Consider the following 20,749-nt stretch of genomic DNA (forward strand, 5'->3'; position numbering starts at 1 on the left):
CATTTTACCCCTCTTAACTATTACGATTTAATCATTTCTTTGCTTTTTTAAAGTAGGCTTTATGAAAATTAGGATGATATAGTGCCTTCTTATTTATTAAAAAATATAATTTATGTTAACAACAAAAAAAATCTTTCTCTCATTTCTGGTTTGTTCTTGCACTTCTGCATTCAGTCAAATAGGATTTGGAGATTCTCAAAAAATTAATGATCAATGGAAATTTATTCTGCAAGACAATAAAGACTTTAAGGATAATTCTTTTAATGATAGCAAATGGCAAACTGTAGCTGTTCCTCATGACTGGAGTATTAAAGGACAGTTGAGTCCAACTTTGGCTAGTGCAACAGGATTTTTACCCGGAGGAATTGCTTGGTACAGAAAAACTATGGATGTACCATCAGCTAAAAAAGGAGAGAAAGTGTTCTTGTATTTTGAAGGGGTGTACAATCGAAGTGAGGTTTTTGTTAACGGACATTCTTTAGGAAAACGTCCTAACGGATATATTTCTTTTGCTTATGACGCTACTCCTTATATTAAATATGGAGAAAAAAATACGATTGCAGTTCGTGTGGATCATAGCAAGAGTGCCGATTCACGTTGGTATACTGGTTCCGGAATTTACAGAAACGTCTGGGTAGTGTATGCTAATCCGGTGCATATTGCACAATGGGGCGTGTATGCTTATCCTGAAGTAAGTAAAAACTCAGGAACTTTAAATGTTGAGGTTGAGGTAGAAAATGGTTCAGCTGAAAAATCAAATTTGACTGTTGTTAACGAATTGATTGCAAAAGATGGGAAAACAGTAGCCAAAAGTTCTAATACTGTTGCAATTGCTGCTAATCAGTCAGGAAAAATTGCTGCAAAAATAAAAGTGAATAATCCTAAGTTATGGGATTTAGAAAATCCTAATTTGTACAGTTTAAAAACGACTGTATTGAAAGACGGTAAAGTTATCGATCATTCTACAACTCAAACAGGTTTCCGCAATTTTACATTCGATGCTAATAAAGGATTTGCTTTAAATGGTAAATGGATGAAAATAAAAGGAGTTTGTTTGCACCATGATGCGGGAGTATTAGGTTCGGCAGTTCCTCGCGAAGTTTTAGAAGGAAGATTGAAAACCTTAAAAGAAATTGGAGTAAATGCAGTGCGTACGAGTCATAATCCTCAGGCACCTGATTTTTATGAATTGTGTGACCAATTAGGATTGTTAGTTTTAAACGAAGCTTATGACGAATGGGAATTCCCTAAACGCAAATGGTTAGAAGGATGGAATGTTGGAACACCTGGATTTGAAGGTTCGTTTGATATTTTTGCTGATTGGGCTGAGAAAGATTTGGAAGATTTTGTGCGTCGTGACCGAAATCACCTTTCTGTTTTTGCGTGGAGTATTGGTAACGAAGTAGATTATCCTAATGATCCGTATTCGCACCCTGTTTTAGCAGGAGGTGGCGATACAGGATTCTCGCAAGCGGCTTACGGAGGTTATAAAAAAGATGCTCCGGATGCGATGCGTTTAGGTGCTATTGCAAAACGTTTGGTTGCTGCTGTGAAAAAATTCGACAAATCCCGTCCTACAACGGCAGGTTTAGCCGGTGTAGCGATGTCTAATGAAACCGAATATCCGGGAGCTTTGGATATTACAGGTTACAATTATACAGAAAGTAAATATCAGTCAGACCACAAGAAATATCCAAAACGTGTCATCTTTGGTAGCGAAAACCGTCATGATTATGAAGCTTGGTTATCAGTAAAAAATAACGAACATATTTTTGGTCAATTCTTATGGACTGGTATTGATTATTTAGGAGAATCTGGTCGTTGGCCATCAAGAGGATTCTATTCAGGCTTAGTTGATTTTGCCGGACAAATTAAACCTAGAGGTTATTTCCGTCAGTCACTTTGGTCAGAGAAACCAATGATTTACATTGGAACTTATCTTTCTAATAATCCAAACAAGAAAGATCTTTCTATGGATGCATGGCCATTATGGAATTATAACGAAGGTCAAAAAGTAAAAGTAGTTTGTTATACAAATGCTGCAAAAGCCCGTTTGGAACTAGACGGAAAAGTGGTTGGAGAAGTTAAAAATTATGATTCTGAAGTGGGAATTATTTCTTGGGATATTCCTTTTCAATCTGGAAAACTGGAAGCAGTAGGTTTAGATAAGAATAATAAAGAAGTGAGTCGTTATGTTATCACTTCTTCAAAACAACCGCAGGCTATTGTCGTAAAAACTGCCGATAAAGTGATTAACAAAGACAAAGGAGTTGCCGAAATTATGCTACAATTAGTAGATGAAAATGGAATTCCTGTAATGATTGCTGACAATGAAATTACATGTAAAATCGTGAGTGGTGATGCATCTTTATTAGGTCTGGAAGCTGGAAATAACAGCGACATGACCGATTATACCGATAATGCACAACGTGCTTTTAACGGACATATTTTAGCTTATATTCAGTCAAACGGCAAAAATGAACCAATCAAAGTTCAATTTTCAAGCCCTTGGTTAAAAACTGTTGAGGTCACTATTAATGTGAAATAAGTTGTTTTTTTTAAGTAGAAAAGAATCAATAAAATAGTTTTCTTAAAAGTATTAACCTGTTTGCTTATAGTAAACAGGTTATTTTTTATAGTGAAATAACTTAGTTATATTTGAAGTGTAATATTAACACATATAAAAACCAAAAAATGAAATTACAGAATAAAATTGCTCTGGCACTAGGAGTTGTTTTAGTATCGGTTTCGACCAATGCCCAAAAAACAGCTTTCAAGAAGGATGAATTCAAGCAATGGGCTCAAACTCCACCAATGGGATGGAATAGCTGGGATTGTTATGGCTCAACGGTTGAAGAACATGAGGTGAAAGCCAATGCTGATTATATGGTCAAAAATTTAAAAAAATCAGGTTGGGAGTACATCGTAGTAGATATCAGATGGTTTGTGGAAAATGATAAGGCGGGAGGCTACAATCAAAAAGATCCACGTTATGTAATGGATAAATACGGGAGATATTTACCTGCACTAAACCGTTTTCCTTCTGCAAAAGAAGGACAGGGATTCAAACCATTAGCTGATTATATTCATAGCAAAGGATTGAAATTTGGAATCCACATTATGCGCGGAATTCCTAAAAAAGCGGTGGAAGAAAAATTGCCAATTAAAGGAGCAAACGGCATCACTGCCGACCAAATTTATACAACAGAATTACAATGCGAATGGTTGAAAGACAATTATACTATTCTTGCCGATAAACCGGGAGCACAGGAATATTATGATTCTTTGTTCGAATTGTACGCACAATGGGGTATAGATTTTATCAAAATAGATGATTTATCAAGACCGTATCACGAAGGAGAAATCAACCTGATTAGAAAAGCAATCGACAAATGCGGACGCAAAATAGTTTTAAGTACTTCACCTGGAGAAACGCCAATTTCGGCAGCTGCTCACGTAAGTTCTCACGCAAATATGTGGCGTATGGTGGATGATGTTTGGGATACATGGCCGCATATCACCCATTTAATGGAGGTTGCTCAAAAATGGTATCCGCATATTGCTGCTGGAACTTGGCCTGATTGCGATATGATTCCGTTAGGAAGAATTTCGTTAAGAGGAGAACGTGGTGAAGACAGAATGTCTCGTTTAACAAAAGACGAGCAATATACTTTAATGACTTTCTTTACCATTTTCAAATCTCCGTTGTTTTTTGGAGGAGATATGCCTAGTAACGATGCTTTTACATTATCATTATTGACGAATGCTGAAGTTTTAAAAATGCACCGCGAAGGAACTCAGGTTAAACAACTTTTTCAAAAAGACAGAAAAGTAGCAGTGACCTCAAAAAATCCAAAAGACGGAAGCATTTACTTAGCGCTGTTCAATATTTCAGACAATACTTCTGATAAAGTTGTAGTACGTTTAGCTGATTTGGGTATTAAAAATGCTGAGGTTATTGATATGTGGACAGGGAAAAAAATAGGAGCGGTTAAAGATGAAGTTGCTGTTAGCTTAAATGCGCATGCTTCGGTTTTGTATAAATTAAAAAGTAAAAAATAATGAGAAAATTACATTTAGGCATAGTCTTTTTTTTAGTACTATTTCAACTTTCGAAGGCTCAAAACAAAAGCGGAGTTCCACCAGTACTTGCTGATAAAGATTTAACCGCTTATTTATTTGTGTATTTCACAGGCAATGCTGTTGAAGAAGAAGCAGTACGTTACGCCATAAGCGCCGATGGTTATCATTATTACCATTTGAATAATAACCAGCCTGTAATCGACAGTAAAATTATCAGTGAAACGGGAGGTGTGCGAGATCCGCATATTTTACGTGGAGCTGATGGTAAAACTTTTTATATGGTTTTGACCGATATGACTTCGTCAAAGGGATGGAGCAGCAACCGTGGTATGATTTTGTTAAAAAGTACCGATTTGGTAAACTGGCAAAGCAGTAAAATAAATTTTCAGAAAACATTTTCAGGAAATGAAAATTTAAAAAGAGTTTGGGCACCGCAAACCATTTATGATGCTAAAGCGGGTAAATACATGATTTACTTTAGTTTGATGCATGAAGGAAGTCCGGATATTATTTATTACGCATATGCTAATAAAGATTTTACAGCTTTAGATTCTGAGCCAAAAGTGCTATTTATTCCTAAGTCTAAAAATGCTTGTATTGATGGAGATATTATCGAAAAAGACGGTGTTTATCATCTTTTTTATAAAACTGAAACCAATACGCCGGGAATTAAAGTGGCAACAACCACTGATTTGACATCCGGAAACTGGACAGAAAATGATAATTATTTGCAACAAACCAAAGAAGCTGTTGAGGGAGCAAGTGTATTCAAATTGAATCATTCGGATGAATATATCTTAATGTATGATATGTACATGAAAGGGAAATATCAATTTACTAAAACCAAAGATTTAGAACATTTCACGGTAATTGATAATGATATTTCAATGGATTTTCACCCGCGTCACGGAACGATTTTGCCAATCACCCGTACGGAATTAAAAAGATTAATAGCTAAATGGGGAAAGCCTGCAGCTTATCCTCAAATCAATAATAATCCGGTTTTAGAAGGTTATCATGCCGATCCTGAAGTTTTGTACGCAGAGAAAACAGGCAAATATTATATCTACCCAACAACGGACGGATTTGATGGTTGGGGCGGTTATTATTTCAAAGCTTTTTCATCTGATAATTTAGTGGATTGGAAAGAAGAAGGAACCATTTTAGACCTTAAAAAAGATGTCCCTTGGGCAGGAAGAAACGCCTGGGCGCCATGTATTGTGGAGAAAAAAATAAAAGGAAAGTACCAATATTTCTATTATTATACAGGAGCGCAAAAAGTAGGAGTTGCGGTTTCGGATAATCCTACAGGTCCTTTTAAAGACAGTGGAAAACCAATTGTAGCCAGCAGACCCGAAGGTATAAAAGACGGTCAGGAAATTGATCCCGACGTTTTTACCGATCCTAAAACAGGTAAAAGTTATTTGTACTGGGGGAATATGTACATGGCTGTTGCCGAATTGAATTCGGACATGGTTTCATTAAAACCGGGAACAACAAAAATTATCGAAGTAAACAATAGCTTCCGCGAAGGAACTTATGTCATTTACAGAAACGGAAAATATTACTTTTTCTGGAGTGAAGACGATACCAGAAGTCCAAATTATAAAGTAAGATATGCTATTTCAAATTCTCCGCTTGGACCACTTGAAATGCCAAAAGATAACATCGTTATTCAGGGTAATAAAGTGGAAGGAATTTATGCAACCGGGCACAATTCGGTTATAAAAGTACCTAAAAAAGACGAATGGAAAATTGTGTATCATCGTTTTTCATACCCTACCGGAATCAGTATGGGAGACGCAGCAGGTTTCCATCGTGAAGTATGTATTGATAATTTAGAATTCAATGCAGACGGAACTATTAAACAAGTTGTTCCTTCTCACAAAGGAATTAATCCTGTGAAGTAAAAGAGTATTAAATATAATTAGAAGGAAAGTACATTCATACTATGTGCTTTCCTTTTTTTGCATAATTTACAAACTGGTAGGGAGTAGTTCGGTTTGTTGAATTGACTTTTTATCTTTGAAACAACCATCAATAAAATTCTATTAATATATGAAAAAACATCAACTTTTAGTTCTGTTACTTTTATTGGGTTTACCAATATTCGCACAGTCCGAAAAATCAAAATCAGCTAATACTGTTTTCGAAATAAAAAATCCCGATTTTAAATTAAGTCCTGAAACCGGAATGACAAAGCAACATTGGAAAGATGCTGCTATGTATCTTTTAGAAGGAGCTTTTAGTTATATTCATTCGCTTGATGATCCTATGAAATTTCCTAAACAGGAAGGAAAAAGTTATCCGCAGGATGAGGGGAAAGTGCCAACAGAAAAGTTGGAAGGTTTGTGCCGGACTTTGTTTATTGCGGCTCCGCTTTTGAAAGAAAATCCAAATTTGGTAATCAATAACATCAAAGTTGCCGATTATTACCGACACCAAATTACGCAATTAACTAATCCTCAAAGTGCTTCCTATATTGTTCCGCGGTCTAAAAATGGCGGTCCAAGTCAGAATTTAGTGGAATTTGGTGCTTTGTCTATTTCGTTATTGACCAATCCGGAAGTGTTGTGGAATCCTTTAACGCAGGAACAAAAAGACGCTTTGGCAAAAAGTATGTTAAGCTATGGAGATGGACCAACGGTGGATTCAAACTGGAAATTCTTCAACATTTTTGTATTGAGTTTCTTTAAGCAACAGGGTTATGCGGTAAACGAAAAATTATTGGTTGAATATTTAGAAAAATCACTAAAAGATTATCGAGGAAACGGTTGGTACAACGACAGTCCGGCTTATGATTATTACAGCATGTGGGCTTTTCAGATGTATGGTATGATGTGGTCAGAATATTTTGGAAAGAAACATTATCCGGAATATGCTGCTAAGTTTGAAGCTAACTTTGCCGATTTAAACAATAATTATCCCTATTTATTTAGTCAAAATGGCGAAATGATTGTTTGGGGCAGAAGCATGAGTTATAGAGTGGGTGCTGTGATTCCGTTTCCATTGATGGGATTTCAAAAAGATTCTTCTGTTAATTATGGCTGGATGCGAAGAATAGCTTCCGGTGTGATTAAGCAATTTTTTACACATCCTGATTTTATGAAAGATAATGTTCCTACGCTTGGGGTTTATGGACTTTTCGAACCTGCCGTACAGATTTACAGCTGTCGTGGGAGTGTGTATTGGATGGGGAAAATCTTTTTTGGCTTATTGATTCCTGATGATAATCCGTTTTGGACAGCCAAAGAAAATAACGGAGCCTGGGAAAACGAATTCAAAAAAGATAAAGTGTATAATAAATTCCAAGGCGTTTCTGAAATTCTGATTACCGATTATCCAAATATTGGTGCTTCAGAAGTAAGAGCCTGGTGTCATGCAAAGGTTAAAGACGATTGGCAAAAATTTCGTTCGACAGAAAATTATAACCGACTTTCTTATAACAGTGCTTTTCTTTGGCAGGCTGATGGCGAAAATGGAGAAGTAGCGATGAATTATGTCATTAAAAACAAATCGGATAAATGGGAAGCATTTCGATTATACAATTTTAAAAAGCTTGAAGACGGAATTTACTATCGTGATGTTGTTTTAGAAACTGATGCAAATGTGAAATTTAATTTAGCAGATATTCCTTTGGCAAACGGAATTTTGAGAGTTGATAAAAATAATAGTACTACACCAATTTCGATGCGATTAGGACATTATGCATTGCCAAAATTAAATGGTGAAATCAAAACGACTGTTCGAAAAATAAAAGGATATGAAGTTACCATTATTGATAACGGAAAATACCAATTGGCAACTATTCCGCTTTTAGGTTGGGATAAATCAGAAGTAGTTCAGGCTAAAGGTTTACATCCGGAAGCCAATGAAAGTTCGGTTATCAACCTTATTAAAAATAATGCTTCTCAAAAAGAAAATAGTATTTACGCAACTTTGATGTTGTGGAAAAAGTCAGGTGAAAAATGGAGCAATAAAGAATTGTTAACCGTTAAAAAGATTGATTTTTCTTCGAAAGAAAATACAGTCAATGTTTCTTTAGCAAATGGAGAAAATAAAATCGTGAAGTATTAAAGTTTAGTTTTTTTAATAAAATTGAAACCAGTAAAGAATCATTTTACTGGTTTTTTTTATTTGAAATATTTTATACAGGATGGTGCAGGATGAATATTAGTCTTCAATTTGTAAATTGCATAGAATTATCAATAAATTTTGTCATTAGTCACTTAGAAAAAGCATTGGCTTGTTAAACCGTTTTTTTTAGTGTTCACTTTGTTCGTTTTTAGAATGCTAATGGGTATTGGATTTTTTGTAAAAAGATAATCAACCTATAAAAGAGGAACAAACTAAAGCTCGAAAAAAACAAAACCTTTTAATACTATCATATATGAAACAGTTTACTATTATTAGCATTTTGAGTAGTTTTTTATTTTTAATGCCTAATGCCAATGCACAAATAGGAAAGCGTTTTCCATCGGAAAAAAAAGTAGTAAAAGATCCTGTTACAGGAACGATGCTCACATTCCTTACCAGCAAACCAATGGGCGATAGTAAAATTTATCAAACACATAATCAATGGACATCGGATGGAGAATGGCTTATTTTTCGATCTAATAGAGCTAAAGGTGAAGCAATGGCTGTACATGAAAAAACAGGCGAAATGGTTCAGGTAACAGAAGGTGGCTATACCGGAATGCTAAATGTGGCGCGCAATTGTATGAAACTTTTCTTTATGAGAAAACCGTTGGATAGTATCGTCAAGAAAAAAGATAATAATTTGAAAAACAGGCCTACATCGATGCAAGTTGTAGAGGTCGATTTAGCAAAATTATTTGCTGATAGTAAGAAGGGAAAATTGAAAAAAGCCAATTATTATCAGCGAGTTTGTGGCTCAACAAAACCTGAAATGGGTGCAGGAGGAGATTTGGCTTTGGATGGAGATGAAAACTGGGCTTATTTTAGAGTAGGAAAAGAAGAGGCCGCAAGGCATTTGCCTGCTGATACAAAACTGGAAAAAAATTACGGTCCCAGAAATATGGGAGCAGGACCAGCAGGAATTGCAGCAATGAATGTACATACAGGCGAAATTAAATATGTAATTTCTGTTCCATTTCAAATAGGGCATATACAAACGAATCCATGGATGCCAGGCGAAATTGTTTTTTGCTGGGAAACGGGAGGGAAATCGCCACAACGCACTTGGAGAGTTATGAGTGACGGAACAGGTCTTCGCCCGTTATATCCTGAATCGGAATACGAATGGGTAACTCACGAAGCCGTAATTAGCAAAGATGAAGTGGCTATGGCAATTATGGGACATCGTAAAATTCAGGTTGCTGATACTACTGGTACAGCGGTTGGCGGAGCTAATCCCGGTCAGGAAGCTGCCTGGGGAGCTTCGGGAACCAGAGAAAAACCTACAGGACTGGCTATCGTGAATTTGCGTACAAGAGAAATGAGAATAGAAGGTCAAACTGATAAAGGAAGCGGTTTGTGGCATGTAAGTGGTTCACCAGATGGTCGATGGGCAGTGGGGGATGATTTTTCGCGAAGTGTTTATCTGATCGATCGTCACACTCACGAGATGCTATTGCTTTCTACTGGTCATAAAACTACTGCGGCCGATCATCCGCATCCTACGATGAGTCCTGATGGTACTAAAATCCAGATACAATCGGCTATGCTGAGTGAAGATAACAAGAGCATGAATATTTGTATTATTCCAGTTCCTGAAGAATGGCTAAAAAGGAAGTATTGATTTTAGGTAAAAAAAAATAAGAATTAGAATTTTTTATATTCACTATATTTGAAGTCTGTTTTCTAATTTTAGTTTTAGAATTAATGAAAAAAACTTCTAAGATAGATAGTCTTACCATTGATGAGTTTTCAGCAACGCCCAAGTACCAACAGCTGGTTAATGCTATATTGAATGCTATAAAGCAGGGCGTTTTGAAAAAAGGTGATGCAATGCCGTCAATTAATGAACTCAGTTTTCAATATGAAATTTCGAGAGTTACTATCGAAAAAGGTTATAATATCCTAAGAAAGATGGGGATTTTAGAAGCTTTTCATGGTAAAGGATATTTTATAGCAAATACAGATGTTTCGCAGGATATAAAGATTTTTTTGATGTTCAATAAATTGAGCGCACATAAAAAAATAATATATGATGCTTTTGTTGAAACATTAGGAGATAAGGCAGCGATTGATTTTTATGTTTATAATAATGATTATGCTTTGTTTAAAAAGTTATTGCAACAACAAAAAAGTGAATATACTCATTATGTTATCATTCCTCACTTTATAGAAAAATCAGATGCATTTAGAAAATTAATTGATGAAATACCTAAAGACAAATTAGTCTTGGTGGGGAAAAAACTTCGAGGTATTACTGGTGAATTTGCTGCAGTCTACGAAAATTTTGAACAGGATATCTATAATGCTTTATCCAAAGCTTTAGAACCATTAAGTAAATACCATACTTTAAAATTAGTTTTTCCTGCCAATAGTTATTTTCCAAAAGAGATAGAAAAAGGCTTTGAGAATTTTTGCTACAACTATGCTTTTAACTTTAAGATAGTTCACAATCTTGATGAAGAAAAGGTGAATGAAGGTGAGGTTTATATTAATTTGATGGAAGAAGATTTAGTGAAGATTTTAGATAAAATTATTAGTTTAAACCTAAAACTCGGGGAGCAGGTAGGTTTGATTTCTTATAATGAAACGCCATTGAAAAACTATATCATGAGCGGACTCACCACAATTTCTACCGATTTTAAAACAATGGGTATTACGGCGGCTAATTTGGTGTTAAATAACTCAAAAGAGCATATTGAAAATCCTTTTAAATTGATACTCAGAGGGTCTTTGTAATTTATCGATAATGTTTTTTGTTTATGTTGCTGTTTTCTCTTGAAAATGTGCAGTATTTTTCATGTTTAATTTTAACAATTAGTATTTAATCTGTAATAAATGTGTAAAAAAAGCATAAATAGTGTTAATACAAGGACTGTACAGGACAGTTTTAAATTTCCTTTTTTTTTATTTTACACTTCTATTAATTAACCTTTAACTCAAATTTATTTATGGAATCAATTCTTGGTATTCTTTTTCACTCAATTGGAGGTTTTTCTTCCGGAAGTTTTTATATGCCTTTTAAGAAAGTAAAAGGTTGGGCTTGGGAAAGCTACTGGATTGTAGGAGGATTTTTTTCATGGTTAATTGTTCCGCCTATTGCTGCTTATTTAACTATTCCTGGTTTTGCAGATATTATAAGTAATACTGATTCTTCTATTAAAACAGTTACTTATACAATGGGATTGATTTGGGGTATTGGTGGATTGACTTACGGTTTAGGTGTTCGTTATCTGGGAATGTCTTTAGGGAATTCAATAACCTTAGGGTTTTGCTCTGCTTTTGGAGCATTAGTGCCTTCAATTTATTATAATTTTTATCCTACTGAAGGAAAAGTGTCTTTTACAGATATGTTACAAAACACAGGAGGCCAAATGGTTTTGATTGGAGTTTTGGTTTGTATAATAGGTATTGCTTTTTTAGGAAAAGCAGGTACGCTTAAAGAAAAAGATTTTGCTGTAGGTCATGAAGATAAAGACAAAGATTTTAATTTAGTAAAAGGGCTTATCATTGCGATTATTTCAGGTATTTTAAGTTCTTTCTTCAATTTCGGAATTGAAGCAGGAAAGCCAATGGCTGATGAAGCAGTTGCTCAAGGATTTAATCCGTTATTTCAAAATAATGTGACTTATATCGTAATTCTTTGGGGCGGTTTAACGGTAAACTTTATTTGGTGTATGTATCTTAACTTTAAAAATAAAACTTTTGGAGATTATACTAATAAAAGTACACCAATTGCTAAAAATGTTTTGTTCTCTGGTATTGCAGGAACCATGTGGTTTTTACAATTTTTCTTCTACGGAATGGGAGAAAGTAAGTTAGGAAATGGAGCAAGTTCTTGGATTTTACATATGTCAACAATCATATTGACTGCTAATTTCTGGGGATTTTATTTGAAAGAATGGAAAGGCGTTTCAGATAAAACATATAAAGTTTTCTTTGTTGGTATCGCTTTGATGTTTTTATCAATCGTTTTGGTAGGTTTTGGAAACTCTTTATAAATATAAAATAACAATTTAAAAATTTATATAACAATGTCTAATACAAATACAATGACTTTTAAACACGTAAGTTACCTTTGGGATGATGCTAAGGCTGCTGAATTAGCAGGAGATGAAGTAGCACTATTTATTTATCGCTCTAATTTATTAGGAGCAGATTTGAGATTAACGAACTATGGAGGAGGAAACACATCTGTAAAAATTACCGATAAAGATCCATTAACTGGAGCTGCGACTGAGGTAATGTGGATTAAAGGTTCTGGTGGTGACATTGGAACATTAACAAAATCAGGTTGTGCTGCTCTTTATTTAGAAAGATTACGCAACTTAGAAAACGTTTACAGAGGAATCGAATTTGAAGATGAAATGGTAGAATTATTCAACCACTGTATCTTTGATTTAGCTTCAAAAGCGCCTTCTATCGATACGCCATTACACGGTTTCTTACCATTTGCTCACATCGATCACTTACACCCTGATGCTGCTATCGCTATTGCTGCTGCTAAGGACGGTGCAAAAATCACTGAAGAATTATTCAATGGTGAGATTGGATGGGTTGGATGGCAACGTCCAGGTTTCGACTTAGGGCTTCAATTGAGAGCTTGTTTAGAAGAAGCTGAGAAAAACGGAAAAAAATTACGCGGAATCATGTTAGGTTCTCACGGTTTATTTACTTGGGGAGATACCGCTTACGAAAGTTATGTAAACACTCTTGAAGTAATTGAAAAATGTGCTGAATATTTAGAGTCTAACTACGGGAAAACACGTCCAGTTTTTGGAGGTCAAAAAATCGAAAGTTTAGAGGCTGATGCTCGTAAAGTACAAGCAGCTAAAGTGGCTCCAATCTTGAGAGGTTTCTGTTCTTCTGAGCGTAAAATGATTGGTCACTATACTGATGACGCAAGAGTTTTAGAATTCATCAACTCAAATGATTTAGAAAAATTAGCTCCTCTTGGAACTTCTTGTCCTGATCACTTCTTGAGAACTAAAATCAGTCCTCTTGTAATTGAATTAGCACCAAACGAAGATTTATCAGACGTTGATGCTATCAAAGCGAAGTTAACTCCTGCTTTTGAAGCTTACCGTCAAATGTACTCTGATTATTACGATGCTTGTAAAAAATCAAACTCACCAGCAATGCGTGATCCAAACCCAGTGGTTATTTTATACCCAGGTGTAGGTATGTTTACTTTTGCAAAAGATAAAACAATGGCTCGTTTAGCTTCTGAATATTATATCAATGCAGTTAACGTAATGAAAGGTGCTGAAGCAGTTTCTGAATATACTTCGTTGCCTCACCAAGAAGCATTTGATATCGAGTACTGGTTGTTAGAAGAAGCTAAATTACAACGTATGCCAAAACCAAAAGCATTATCTGGAAGAGTTGCTTTAATTACTGGTTCTGCCGGTGGTATTGGAAAAGCTATTGCTAAGAAATTTGCTGAAGAAGGTGCTTGTGTTGTTATCAATGATATTAACGAAGAGCGTTTACAAGGTGCAACTGCTGATTTTACGAAAACTTTCGGAAGAGATGCCGTTTCTAGTACTTTATTAAACGTAACTGATGATGCTAGTACAGCTTTAGCTTTAGATGCTGCTTGTTTAGCATTTGGAGGAGTTGATATTGTAGTAAACAATGCTGGTATCAGTATTTCTAAATCAATTGCTGAGCACTCATTAGAAGAATGGGACAGATTATACGATATCTTGGTTAAAGGACAATTTATTGTTTCTAAAGCTGGAATCGAAGTAATGCGTAAACAAGGATTCGGTGGTGATATTGTAAACATCGTTTCTAAAAATGCAGTTGTTGCAGGACCAAACAACCCTGGTTACGGATCGGCTAAAGCGGCTCAGGCTCACTTGACTCGTTTGATGGCAGCTGAATTAGGTGCTGATAAAATCCGTGTAAATACTGTAAACCCAGATGCTGTAATCTCTGATTCAAACATTTGGTCAGGTGGATGGGCTGAAGGTCGTGCTAAAGCTTACGGAATTACTGTAGCTGAATTGCCAGCTTACTACGCTAAGCGTACTTTATTAAATGAAATTATATTGCCAGACGATATCGCTAATGCATGTTATGCTTTCGTAGGAGGTTTGTTAAGCAAATCTACAGGAAATGCATTAAATGTTGATGGTGGTGTTGCTATGGGCTTTTATAGATAGTTTTAGATGTTAGTTTTTAGATTGATTTATCTAACGTCCGATTTGTTTCGGGCGTTAGATTTTTCTTAATCTGATTACTGATTTTTTAATTTTTTTCCTTCTATTTTAAAAACAATTATTCATAACAATTTAGGGTTTTCAAAAATTGTTTGAGTCTACCACAATAATTTCCGCTTATGAAAAAAGTAGCATTTAAAATGCAGTTGCATCAAGGTCAGGTTCAGGAATATCAAAAAAGACATGATGAATTATGGCCGGAATTAGCCGATTTGTTAAAAAGCGTAGGAGTAGAAGATTACTCTATTTTTTTTGACGAAGATACACATGCCCTTTTTGGTGTTTTAAAAATTGAAGATCCAAGTCGTTTAGACGAATTGCCTCAACATCCTGAGATGCAAAAATGGTGGAAATACATGGGTGATATAATGGATGCTAATCCGGATAATTCTCCTGTAAGTGTGTCGCTTAAAGAAGTTTTCTATTTACCTTAAAAAATATAATTATCATGATATTAGATTCTAATAAAATTGCAGCTCATAATGAGGGGCTTTATACAGCTCATAAAAATAAATTGGTTTTCACTGCTTCTGAAATTGCAGAAAGCGAAAACATCATTAATAAATTAATCGATTTCCAAATTGCTATCCCATCTTGGGCATTAGGAACAGGAGGAACTCGTTTTGGACGTTTCCCAGGTGGAGGTGAACCTCGTTCTTTAGAAGAAAAAATCGAAGATGTAGGTTTGTTACACGCTTTAAACAAAGCTTCTGGAGCAATTTCATTACACATTCCATGGGACATCCCAACAGATCGTAATGCAATCAAAGCGTTAGCAGCACAACACGGTTTAAAGTTTGACGCTGTTAATTCTAATACTTTCCAAGATCAGGCTGATAGTGCTTATTCTTATAAATTTGGTTCTTTACAAAACGTAAACAAAGCAATCCGTAAACAAGCGGTGCAACACAATATTGATGTAATACAGCAAGGTGTTGAGTTAGGTTCTGACTCATTAACAGTTTGGTTAGCTGATGGATCTTGCTTCCCTGGACAATTAAACTTCCGTAAAGCTTATGAGAATACTTTAGAAAGTTTACAGGAAATTTATGAGGCTATGCCTGCTAACTGGAAATTATTTTTAGAGTACAAATGTGCTGAGCCTAATTTCTATTCTACTACTGTAGCTGATTGGGGACAATCTTATTCTTATGTGAAAAAATTAGGAGACAGAGCTAAAACTTTAGTTGATTTAGGTCACCACCTTCCAAATGCTAATATTGAGCAAATTGTTTCTATCTTGTTGATGGAAGATAAATTAGGAGGTTTCCACTTTAACGACTCTAAATACGGAGATGACGATTTAACTGCCGGAGCTTTAAAACCTTACCAATTATTCTTAATCTTCAATGAATTAGTTGAAGGAATGGATGCAAGAGGAATGAACCATGCAACTGATTTAGGTTGGATGATCGATGCTTCTCACAACGTAAAAGATCCAATGGAAGATTTATTACAATCTGTAGAAGCGATCATGATTGCTTATGTTCAGGCTCTTTCTGTTGATAGAAAAGCATTGGAAATTGCACAAGAAGAAAATGACGTAGTTAAAGCTCAGGAAATTTTACAAAATGCTTTCCGTACAGATGTTCGTGCATTAGTTGCTGAGGCTCGTTTACGTGCTGGTGCAGCTCTTAATCCAGTTGCTTTATACCGTGAGTTAGGAGTACGTGATGCTTTAATTGGAGCAAGAGGATTGAAAACTGTAGCAACAGGATTATAATAAAAGGATATTTAATGAATGCAGTAGCCATTTTCGACATTGGAAAAACCAATAAAAAAGCTTTTTTGTTTAATGAAAGCTATCAAATTGTTTGGGAAAATTCAGTAAACCTTCCTGAAACAGTTGATGAAGACGGTTTTCCATGCGAAGATATTGTAGCGCTAAAGGAATGGTTTTTAGGTTGTTGGGAACAGATGAAATCTCAAACTCAATTTAACTTGAAAGCTGTTAATTTTAGTACTTATGGTGCAAGTTTTGTATATGTTGATGAAGAAGGAAATCCTTTGACTCCATTGTACAATTATCTAAAACCATATCCTGAAAGTCTTAAAAATGAGTTTTATTCTAAATATAAAGGAGAAGAAGTTTTCGCAGTGAAAACGGCTTCTCCGGTTTTAGGAAGTTTGAATTCAGGAATGCAAATTTACCGTTTGAAAAATGAAAACCCGGAAGTTTTCGATAAAGTAAAACACTGTTTGCATTTGCCGCAATACATGAGTTTTCTTTTAACCAAAGAAGGATTTACGGATATTACCAGCATTGGTTGTCATACAAATTTGTGGAATTTTAACAGAATGAAATACCATAAATGGATTAAAAAGGAAGGGATAACAGAAAAATTGCCTCCAATTCATAATTCTGAAGATGCTATTTATATAGAAGGTGACATCTCAGTTGGGATTGGGTTACACGACAGTTCTTCGGCATTGATTCCTTATATTATCAACTTTGAAGATCCATTTGTATTGTTGTCAACAGGTACTTGGGTGATTACCATGAATCCTTTTAATGCTAAAAAGTTAACTTTTGACGAATTACAAAATGACTGCCTGTGTTTCTTACATTATAAAGGTAAACCCGTTAAGGCTTCGCGTTTGTTTGCAGGAAATGAACACGAAATTCAGTCTGTAAAATTGGCAAAACATTTTGATGCTCCAATTGATTCATACAAACACGTTCTTTATGATAAAGACATTATTACTAAACTGAGAACTAAATTCAAACAGTATACTAAGGGTGATAGTGCTATTCTAAAAGATTGTCCTTTCAATGAAAGAGTACTTTCAGATTTTGAAAATTACGATGAAGCTTACCATCAGTTAATGTTGGATTTAATTGCTCAGCAAATTGTTTCTACTAATTTAGTAATTCACAATAGTCCTGTAAAGAAAGTTTTTGTTGATGGAGGTTTTAGTAAAAATTCGATTTACATGAATTTGCTAGCCGAAGCTTACCCAACAATGGAAGTTTATGCAGCCTCAATGGCACAGGCGAGTTCGCTGGGTGCCGCTTTAGCCATTCATGATAATTGGAATACAAAACCAATTCAGAATGACCTAATTGATTTAAAATTTTACAAACATTAATACTAAATTTGCCTATCATCATTCAACAACAAAGAATATTGATAGGCAATTTTAATTATAGTGTTAAACAATAAAAAATATCTGTAAAAGAACAACGCTTTTAATTTTTTCAAAATATTAAATGAAGTAATAAGATTTACAGATCCCTAAAAAAATATTTGCATATGAAAGTTGGACTTTTTATACCTTGCTATGTGGACCAGTTTTATCCTCAGGTAGGTATTGCTAGTTTAGAATTATTAGAGAAATTGGGATGTGAAGTTAGTTTTCCAATGGATCAAACTTGCTGTGGTCAGCCAATGGCCAATAGCGGTTATGCGCATTTAACTGGCGGATGTGATACTAATTTTGTGGCTAACTTTTCTGAATTTGATTATATCGTTTGTCCATCAGGTAGTTGTACCCTGCATGTGAAGGATCACCTTCATTCTAAAGAGAATGAAGCTGCTGCTACACATATCAGAAATAATGTGTATGAGTTGACGGAATTTTTAACCGATGTATTAAAAGTAGAATCAATTGAAGGAAATTTTCCTTATAAGGTAGGAATGCATCAAAGTTGTCACGGTCAAAGAGGATTGAAATTGTCGCAAATGAGTGAATTAAATGCAGCTCCTTTTTCTAAACCGGAACAATTATTAAGTAAAATAAAAGGTTTGGATTTAGTTTCACTTAGCAGAAAAGACGAATGTTGCGGTTTTGGAGGTACTTTTTGTGTAACTGAAGAAGCAGTTTCTGTAAAAATGGGACAAGACAGAGTGAGAGATCATGCATCCCATCAGGTTGATTATATAACAGGAGGTGATATGTCATGCTTAATGCATTTAGAAGGAATTTTAAAAAGACAAAAAAGCAATATTAAAGTAATTCATATTGCAGAAATATTAAACTCAAAATAAATCGCTACGATTAATAAATTTGTTTCTAACAAATGCATAGAAATCTTAGTCGATTTAATTTTTGATAATAAAAATAAACTTTCACATATATGAAAGAAAATACAATAGATCATAGTCATGCAGCGTCGGTTTTTAATAAAGACGTTGAACGTGTAAACTGGCATGATGAAACGCTTTGGTTTGTTCGTTCAAAAAGAGATAGAGCAGCGCACAATATTCCGGAATGGGAGGCATTGAGAGAGACAGCGTCTAATATAAAATTCAATGTGCTCTCAAACATGCATCATTATTTGCAGGAATTTGAAGCCAAAGCAAAAGAAAACGGAATCATCGTTCATTGGGCTGCCGATGGAGACGAACACAATAAAATAGTACATTCTATCATTGCTAAGCATGGGGTTACCCAAATGGTAAAATCCAAATCCATGCTTACCGAAGAATGTCATTTGAATGAATATTTAGCCGATAATGGAATTGAAGTAATTGATTCTGATTTAGGAGAATTTATTGTTCAATTAAGAAAAGAACCACCAAGTCATATCGTATTGCCTGCAATTCACCTTAAAAAAGAAGATGTAAGTAATACTTTTAATGAACATCTTGGAACAGAAAAAGGAAATAACGATCCGCAATATTTAACAGAGGCAGCCCGAAAAGAATTAAGAGATACTTTCTTAACCAGAAAAGTAGCTTTAACCGGGGTAAATTTTGCAGTTGCAGAAACCGGTGAATTTGTGGTTTGTACTAATGAAGGAAATGCCGATATGGGAGCACATCTTGCCGATGTTCATATTGCCTGCATGGGATTTGAAAAATTAGTTCCTGAGCGTAAACATTTGGGTGTATTCTTGAGACTTTTAGCCAGAAGTGCTACAGGACAACCAATTACTACTTTTTCCAGTCACTTTAAGAAACCAAGAAAAGGTCAGGAAATGCACATTGTCATTGTCGATAATGGCAGAAGTACCCAATTAGGACGTGAAGAATTTAGAAATTCACTAAAATGTATCCGTTGTGGGGCTTGTATGAATACTTGTCCGGTTTACAGAAGAAGTGGTGGACATAGTTATCACAATGCGGTGGCAGGTCCTATTGGTTCTATTTTGGCACCAAATTTAGACATGAAAAAGAATGCCGATTTGCCTTTTGCAAGTACGCTTTGTGGTTCTTGTACGAATGTGTGTCCGGTAAAAATTGATATTCACGATCAGTTGTACAAATGGCGTCAGGTTTTGGTGAAAGAAGGTTATACACCTACTTCTAAAACCGTTGCTATGAAAGGAATGTCGGCTGTATTAGCGAATCCAACCGTGTTTAAAATTGCTGGAAAAGCAGGTCGATTTGTAGTTAAGAATTTACCCTTTATGGTAAACAATAGTATGAATGCCTGGTACAACCAAAGGGAAATGCCAGCGGCTCCTGAAGAATCATTTAGAGAATGGTATGCTAAAAGGCAAAAAGAAGCTAAAGACAAGAAATAATGAGCAGTAGAGATAGTATTTTAAATAAGATAAAAAACAATCAACCTTCTTCAGTCAATGAATTGCCTGATCTAAGTGTTTTAGGATTAGAAAAATTTGACGTTATTGAAACCTATAAAACGGTTCTAAAAGGTATTGGTGGTTTTTGTGAAGAAGTGAGCAGTTTAGACGAAGTGAAAGGGTATATAGCGGCTCATTATCCAACTGAAAAAAGAATGATTACAACTATTCCGGAATTAGCTGATATTGCTGAGACCGAATGGACAAATGATGATCCGCATAGTTTACAAAATGTAGAATTGGCAGTTATAAAAGCCCATTTAGGTGTTGCTGAAAATTCTGGACTTTGGGTTACTGATGCTATTTTAGGGCAGAGAGTTTCTCCATTTATTCCTCAATATTTGGCTATTATTGTCAATAAAAATGATATTGTTCCTACAATGCAACAGGCTTATGAGCGTATAGGAGATTTAGATTATGGTTTTGGAACTTTTATAGCCGGACCTTCTAAAACTGCGGATATTGAACAATCATTAGTTCTTGGAGCGCACGGTGCAAGAGGATTAACGGTGTTTTTGATGGATTAATTTTTTTATTAAACCATTAAGAGACTAAGGAAATTAAGCTTAGTGAATCTTTTAAAATAGTAAACCCGACAGATTTTTGAAACCTGTCGGGTTTATTTTTTAGCACTATATGAAAAATTTAATTCTTTAACCCATTGGGTGAAATAATTAAAAACGTCAGTTCGAGTGTTTTTTGCGTAGTGAAACGAAACAAAAAATGTATCGAGAACCGTTTTTAATAAAATTTTTCTTGTTCTCGATACGAT

14 protein-coding genes are annotated in these 20,749 nt (G+C 35.0%); all 14 read left to right on the forward strand.

Annotation, left to right across the window (positions count from 1 at the left end):
• The first annotated feature begins 112 nt into the window (after positions 1-112).
• The 14 genes from AAEO59_RS10190 to AAEO59_RS10255 all read left to right on the forward strand — a co-directional run bounded on the left by AAEO59_RS10190 (position 113) and on the right by AAEO59_RS10255 (position 20,504).
• Positions 113-2,548 (forward strand): sugar-binding domain-containing protein, encoded by a 2,436-nt coding sequence (locus tag AAEO59_RS10190; protein WP_341700632.1) that lies wholly within the window; start codon positions 113-115, stop codon positions 2,546-2,548.
• A gap of 146 nt (positions 2,549-2,694) precedes the next feature.
• Positions 2,695-4,062, forward strand: a complete 1,368-nt coding sequence (locus tag AAEO59_RS10195; protein WP_341700633.1) for a glycoside hydrolase family 27 protein — start codon at positions 2,695-2,697, stop codon at positions 4,060-4,062.
• Positions 4,062-5,993: a family 43 glycosylhydrolase gene (locus AAEO59_RS10200; RefSeq protein ID WP_341700634.1), complete on the forward strand. Its 1,932-nt coding sequence runs from the start codon at positions 4,062-4,064 to the stop codon at positions 5,991-5,993. The genes AAEO59_RS10195 and AAEO59_RS10200 overlap by 1 nt, the downstream gene beginning before the upstream one ends.
• A gap of 148 nt (positions 5,994-6,141) precedes the next feature.
• Complete coding sequence (locus tag AAEO59_RS10205; protein WP_341700635.1) at positions 6,142-8,160, forward strand: DUF2264 domain-containing protein; 2,019 nt, start codon at positions 6,142-6,144, stop codon at positions 8,158-8,160.
• 313 nt (positions 8,161-8,473) lie between these two features.
• Positions 8,474-9,844 (forward strand): TolB-like translocation protein, encoded by a 1,371-nt coding sequence (locus tag AAEO59_RS10210; RefSeq protein ID WP_341700636.1) that lies wholly within the window; start codon positions 8,474-8,476, stop codon positions 9,842-9,844.
• A gap of 83 nt (positions 9,845-9,927) precedes the next feature.
• On the forward strand, positions 9,928-10,959 hold the full coding sequence (locus AAEO59_RS10215) for a GntR family transcriptional regulator (RefSeq protein WP_341700637.1): 1,032 nt from the start codon (positions 9,928-9,930) through the stop codon (positions 10,957-10,959).
• A 212-nt stretch (positions 10,960-11,171) separates the two neighbouring features.
• Positions 11,172-12,221 carry an L-rhamnose/proton symporter RhaT gene (gene rhaT / locus AAEO59_RS10220; RefSeq protein ID WP_341700638.1) on the forward strand — a complete coding sequence of 350 codons (1,050 nt, stop codon included), beginning with the start codon at positions 11,172-11,174 and terminating at the stop codon, positions 12,219-12,221.
• Positions 12,222-12,254: 33 nt separating this feature from the next.
• Positions 12,255-14,390: a bifunctional aldolase/short-chain dehydrogenase gene (locus AAEO59_RS10225; protein WP_341700639.1), complete on the forward strand. Its 2,136-nt coding sequence runs from the start codon at positions 12,255-12,257 to the stop codon at positions 14,388-14,390.
• Between the two features lie 176 nt (positions 14,391-14,566).
• Positions 14,567-14,881 (forward strand): L-rhamnose mutarotase, encoded by a 315-nt coding sequence (rhaM, locus tag AAEO59_RS10230; RefSeq protein ID WP_341700640.1) that lies wholly within the window; start codon positions 14,567-14,569, stop codon positions 14,879-14,881.
• A gap of 14 nt (positions 14,882-14,895) precedes the next feature.
• Positions 14,896-16,170: a TIM barrel protein gene (locus tag AAEO59_RS10235; RefSeq protein WP_341700641.1), complete on the forward strand. Its 1,275-nt coding sequence runs from the start codon at positions 14,896-14,898 to the stop codon at positions 16,168-16,170.
• A 14-nt stretch (positions 16,171-16,184) separates the two neighbouring features.
• Entirely contained in the window at positions 16,185-17,537 is a 1,353-nt protein-coding gene (locus tag AAEO59_RS10240) for an FGGY-family carbohydrate kinase (protein WP_341700642.1), read from the forward strand.
• Between the two features lie 164 nt (positions 17,538-17,701).
• Positions 17,702-18,436, forward strand: a complete 735-nt coding sequence (locus AAEO59_RS10245) for a (Fe-S)-binding protein (RefSeq protein ID WP_341700643.1) — start codon at positions 17,702-17,704, stop codon at positions 18,434-18,436.
• Positions 18,437-18,525: 89 nt separating this feature from the next.
• Positions 18,526-19,917, forward strand: a complete 1,392-nt coding sequence (locus AAEO59_RS10250; RefSeq protein ID WP_341700644.1) for a lactate utilization protein B — start codon at positions 18,526-18,528, stop codon at positions 19,915-19,917.
• Positions 19,917-20,504, forward strand: coding sequence for a LutC/YkgG family protein (locus AAEO59_RS10255; protein ID WP_341700645.1), 588 nt, complete (start codon positions 19,917-19,919; stop codon positions 20,502-20,504). Before AAEO59_RS10250 ends, AAEO59_RS10255 begins: the two co-directional genes overlap by 1 nt.
• Positions 20,505-20,749 lie beyond the last annotated feature (245 nt).

Source organism: Flavobacterium flavipallidum (assembly GCF_038289905.1).
Classification (GTDB): Bacteria; Bacteroidota; Bacteroidia; order Flavobacteriales; family Flavobacteriaceae; genus Flavobacterium; species Flavobacterium flavipallidum.

Bases quoted from the DNA above. Each gene is read 5' to 3' on its own strand.
- AAEO59_RS10190 (WP_341700632.1), top strand. From the start codon at position 113: ATGTTAACAACAAAAAAAATCTTTCTCTCATTTCTGGTTTGTTCTTGC.
- AAEO59_RS10195 (WP_341700633.1), top strand. From the start codon at position 2,695: ATGAAATTACAGAATAAAATTGCTCTGGCACTAGGAGTTGTTTTAGTA.
- AAEO59_RS10200 (WP_341700634.1), top strand. From the start codon at position 4,062: ATGAGAAAATTACATTTAGGCATAGTCTTTTTTTTAGTACTATTTCAA.
- AAEO59_RS10205 (WP_341700635.1), top strand. From the start codon at position 6,142: ATGAAAAAACATCAACTTTTAGTTCTGTTACTTTTATTGGGTTTACCA.
- AAEO59_RS10210 (WP_341700636.1), top strand. From the start codon at position 8,474: ATGAAACAGTTTACTATTATTAGCATTTTGAGTAGTTTTTTATTTTTA.
- AAEO59_RS10215 (WP_341700637.1), top strand. From the start codon at position 9,928: ATGAAAAAAACTTCTAAGATAGATAGTCTTACCATTGATGAGTTTTCA.
- rhaT (WP_341700638.1), top strand. From the start codon at position 11,172: ATGGAATCAATTCTTGGTATTCTTTTTCACTCAATTGGAGGTTTTTCT.
- AAEO59_RS10225 (WP_341700639.1), top strand. From the start codon at position 12,255: ATGTCTAATACAAATACAATGACTTTTAAACACGTAAGTTACCTTTGG.
- rhaM (WP_341700640.1), top strand. From the start codon at position 14,567: ATGAAAAAAGTAGCATTTAAAATGCAGTTGCATCAAGGTCAGGTTCAG.
- AAEO59_RS10235 (WP_341700641.1), top strand. From the start codon at position 14,896: ATGATATTAGATTCTAATAAAATTGCAGCTCATAATGAGGGGCTTTAT.
- AAEO59_RS10240 (WP_341700642.1), top strand. From the start codon at position 16,185: ATGAATGCAGTAGCCATTTTCGACATTGGAAAAACCAATAAAAAAGCT.
- AAEO59_RS10245 (WP_341700643.1), top strand. From the start codon at position 17,702: ATGAAAGTTGGACTTTTTATACCTTGCTATGTGGACCAGTTTTATCCT.
- AAEO59_RS10250 (WP_341700644.1), top strand. From the start codon at position 18,526: ATGAAAGAAAATACAATAGATCATAGTCATGCAGCGTCGGTTTTTAAT.
- AAEO59_RS10255 (WP_341700645.1), top strand. From the start codon at position 19,917: ATGAGCAGTAGAGATAGTATTTTAAATAAGATAAAAAACAATCAACCT.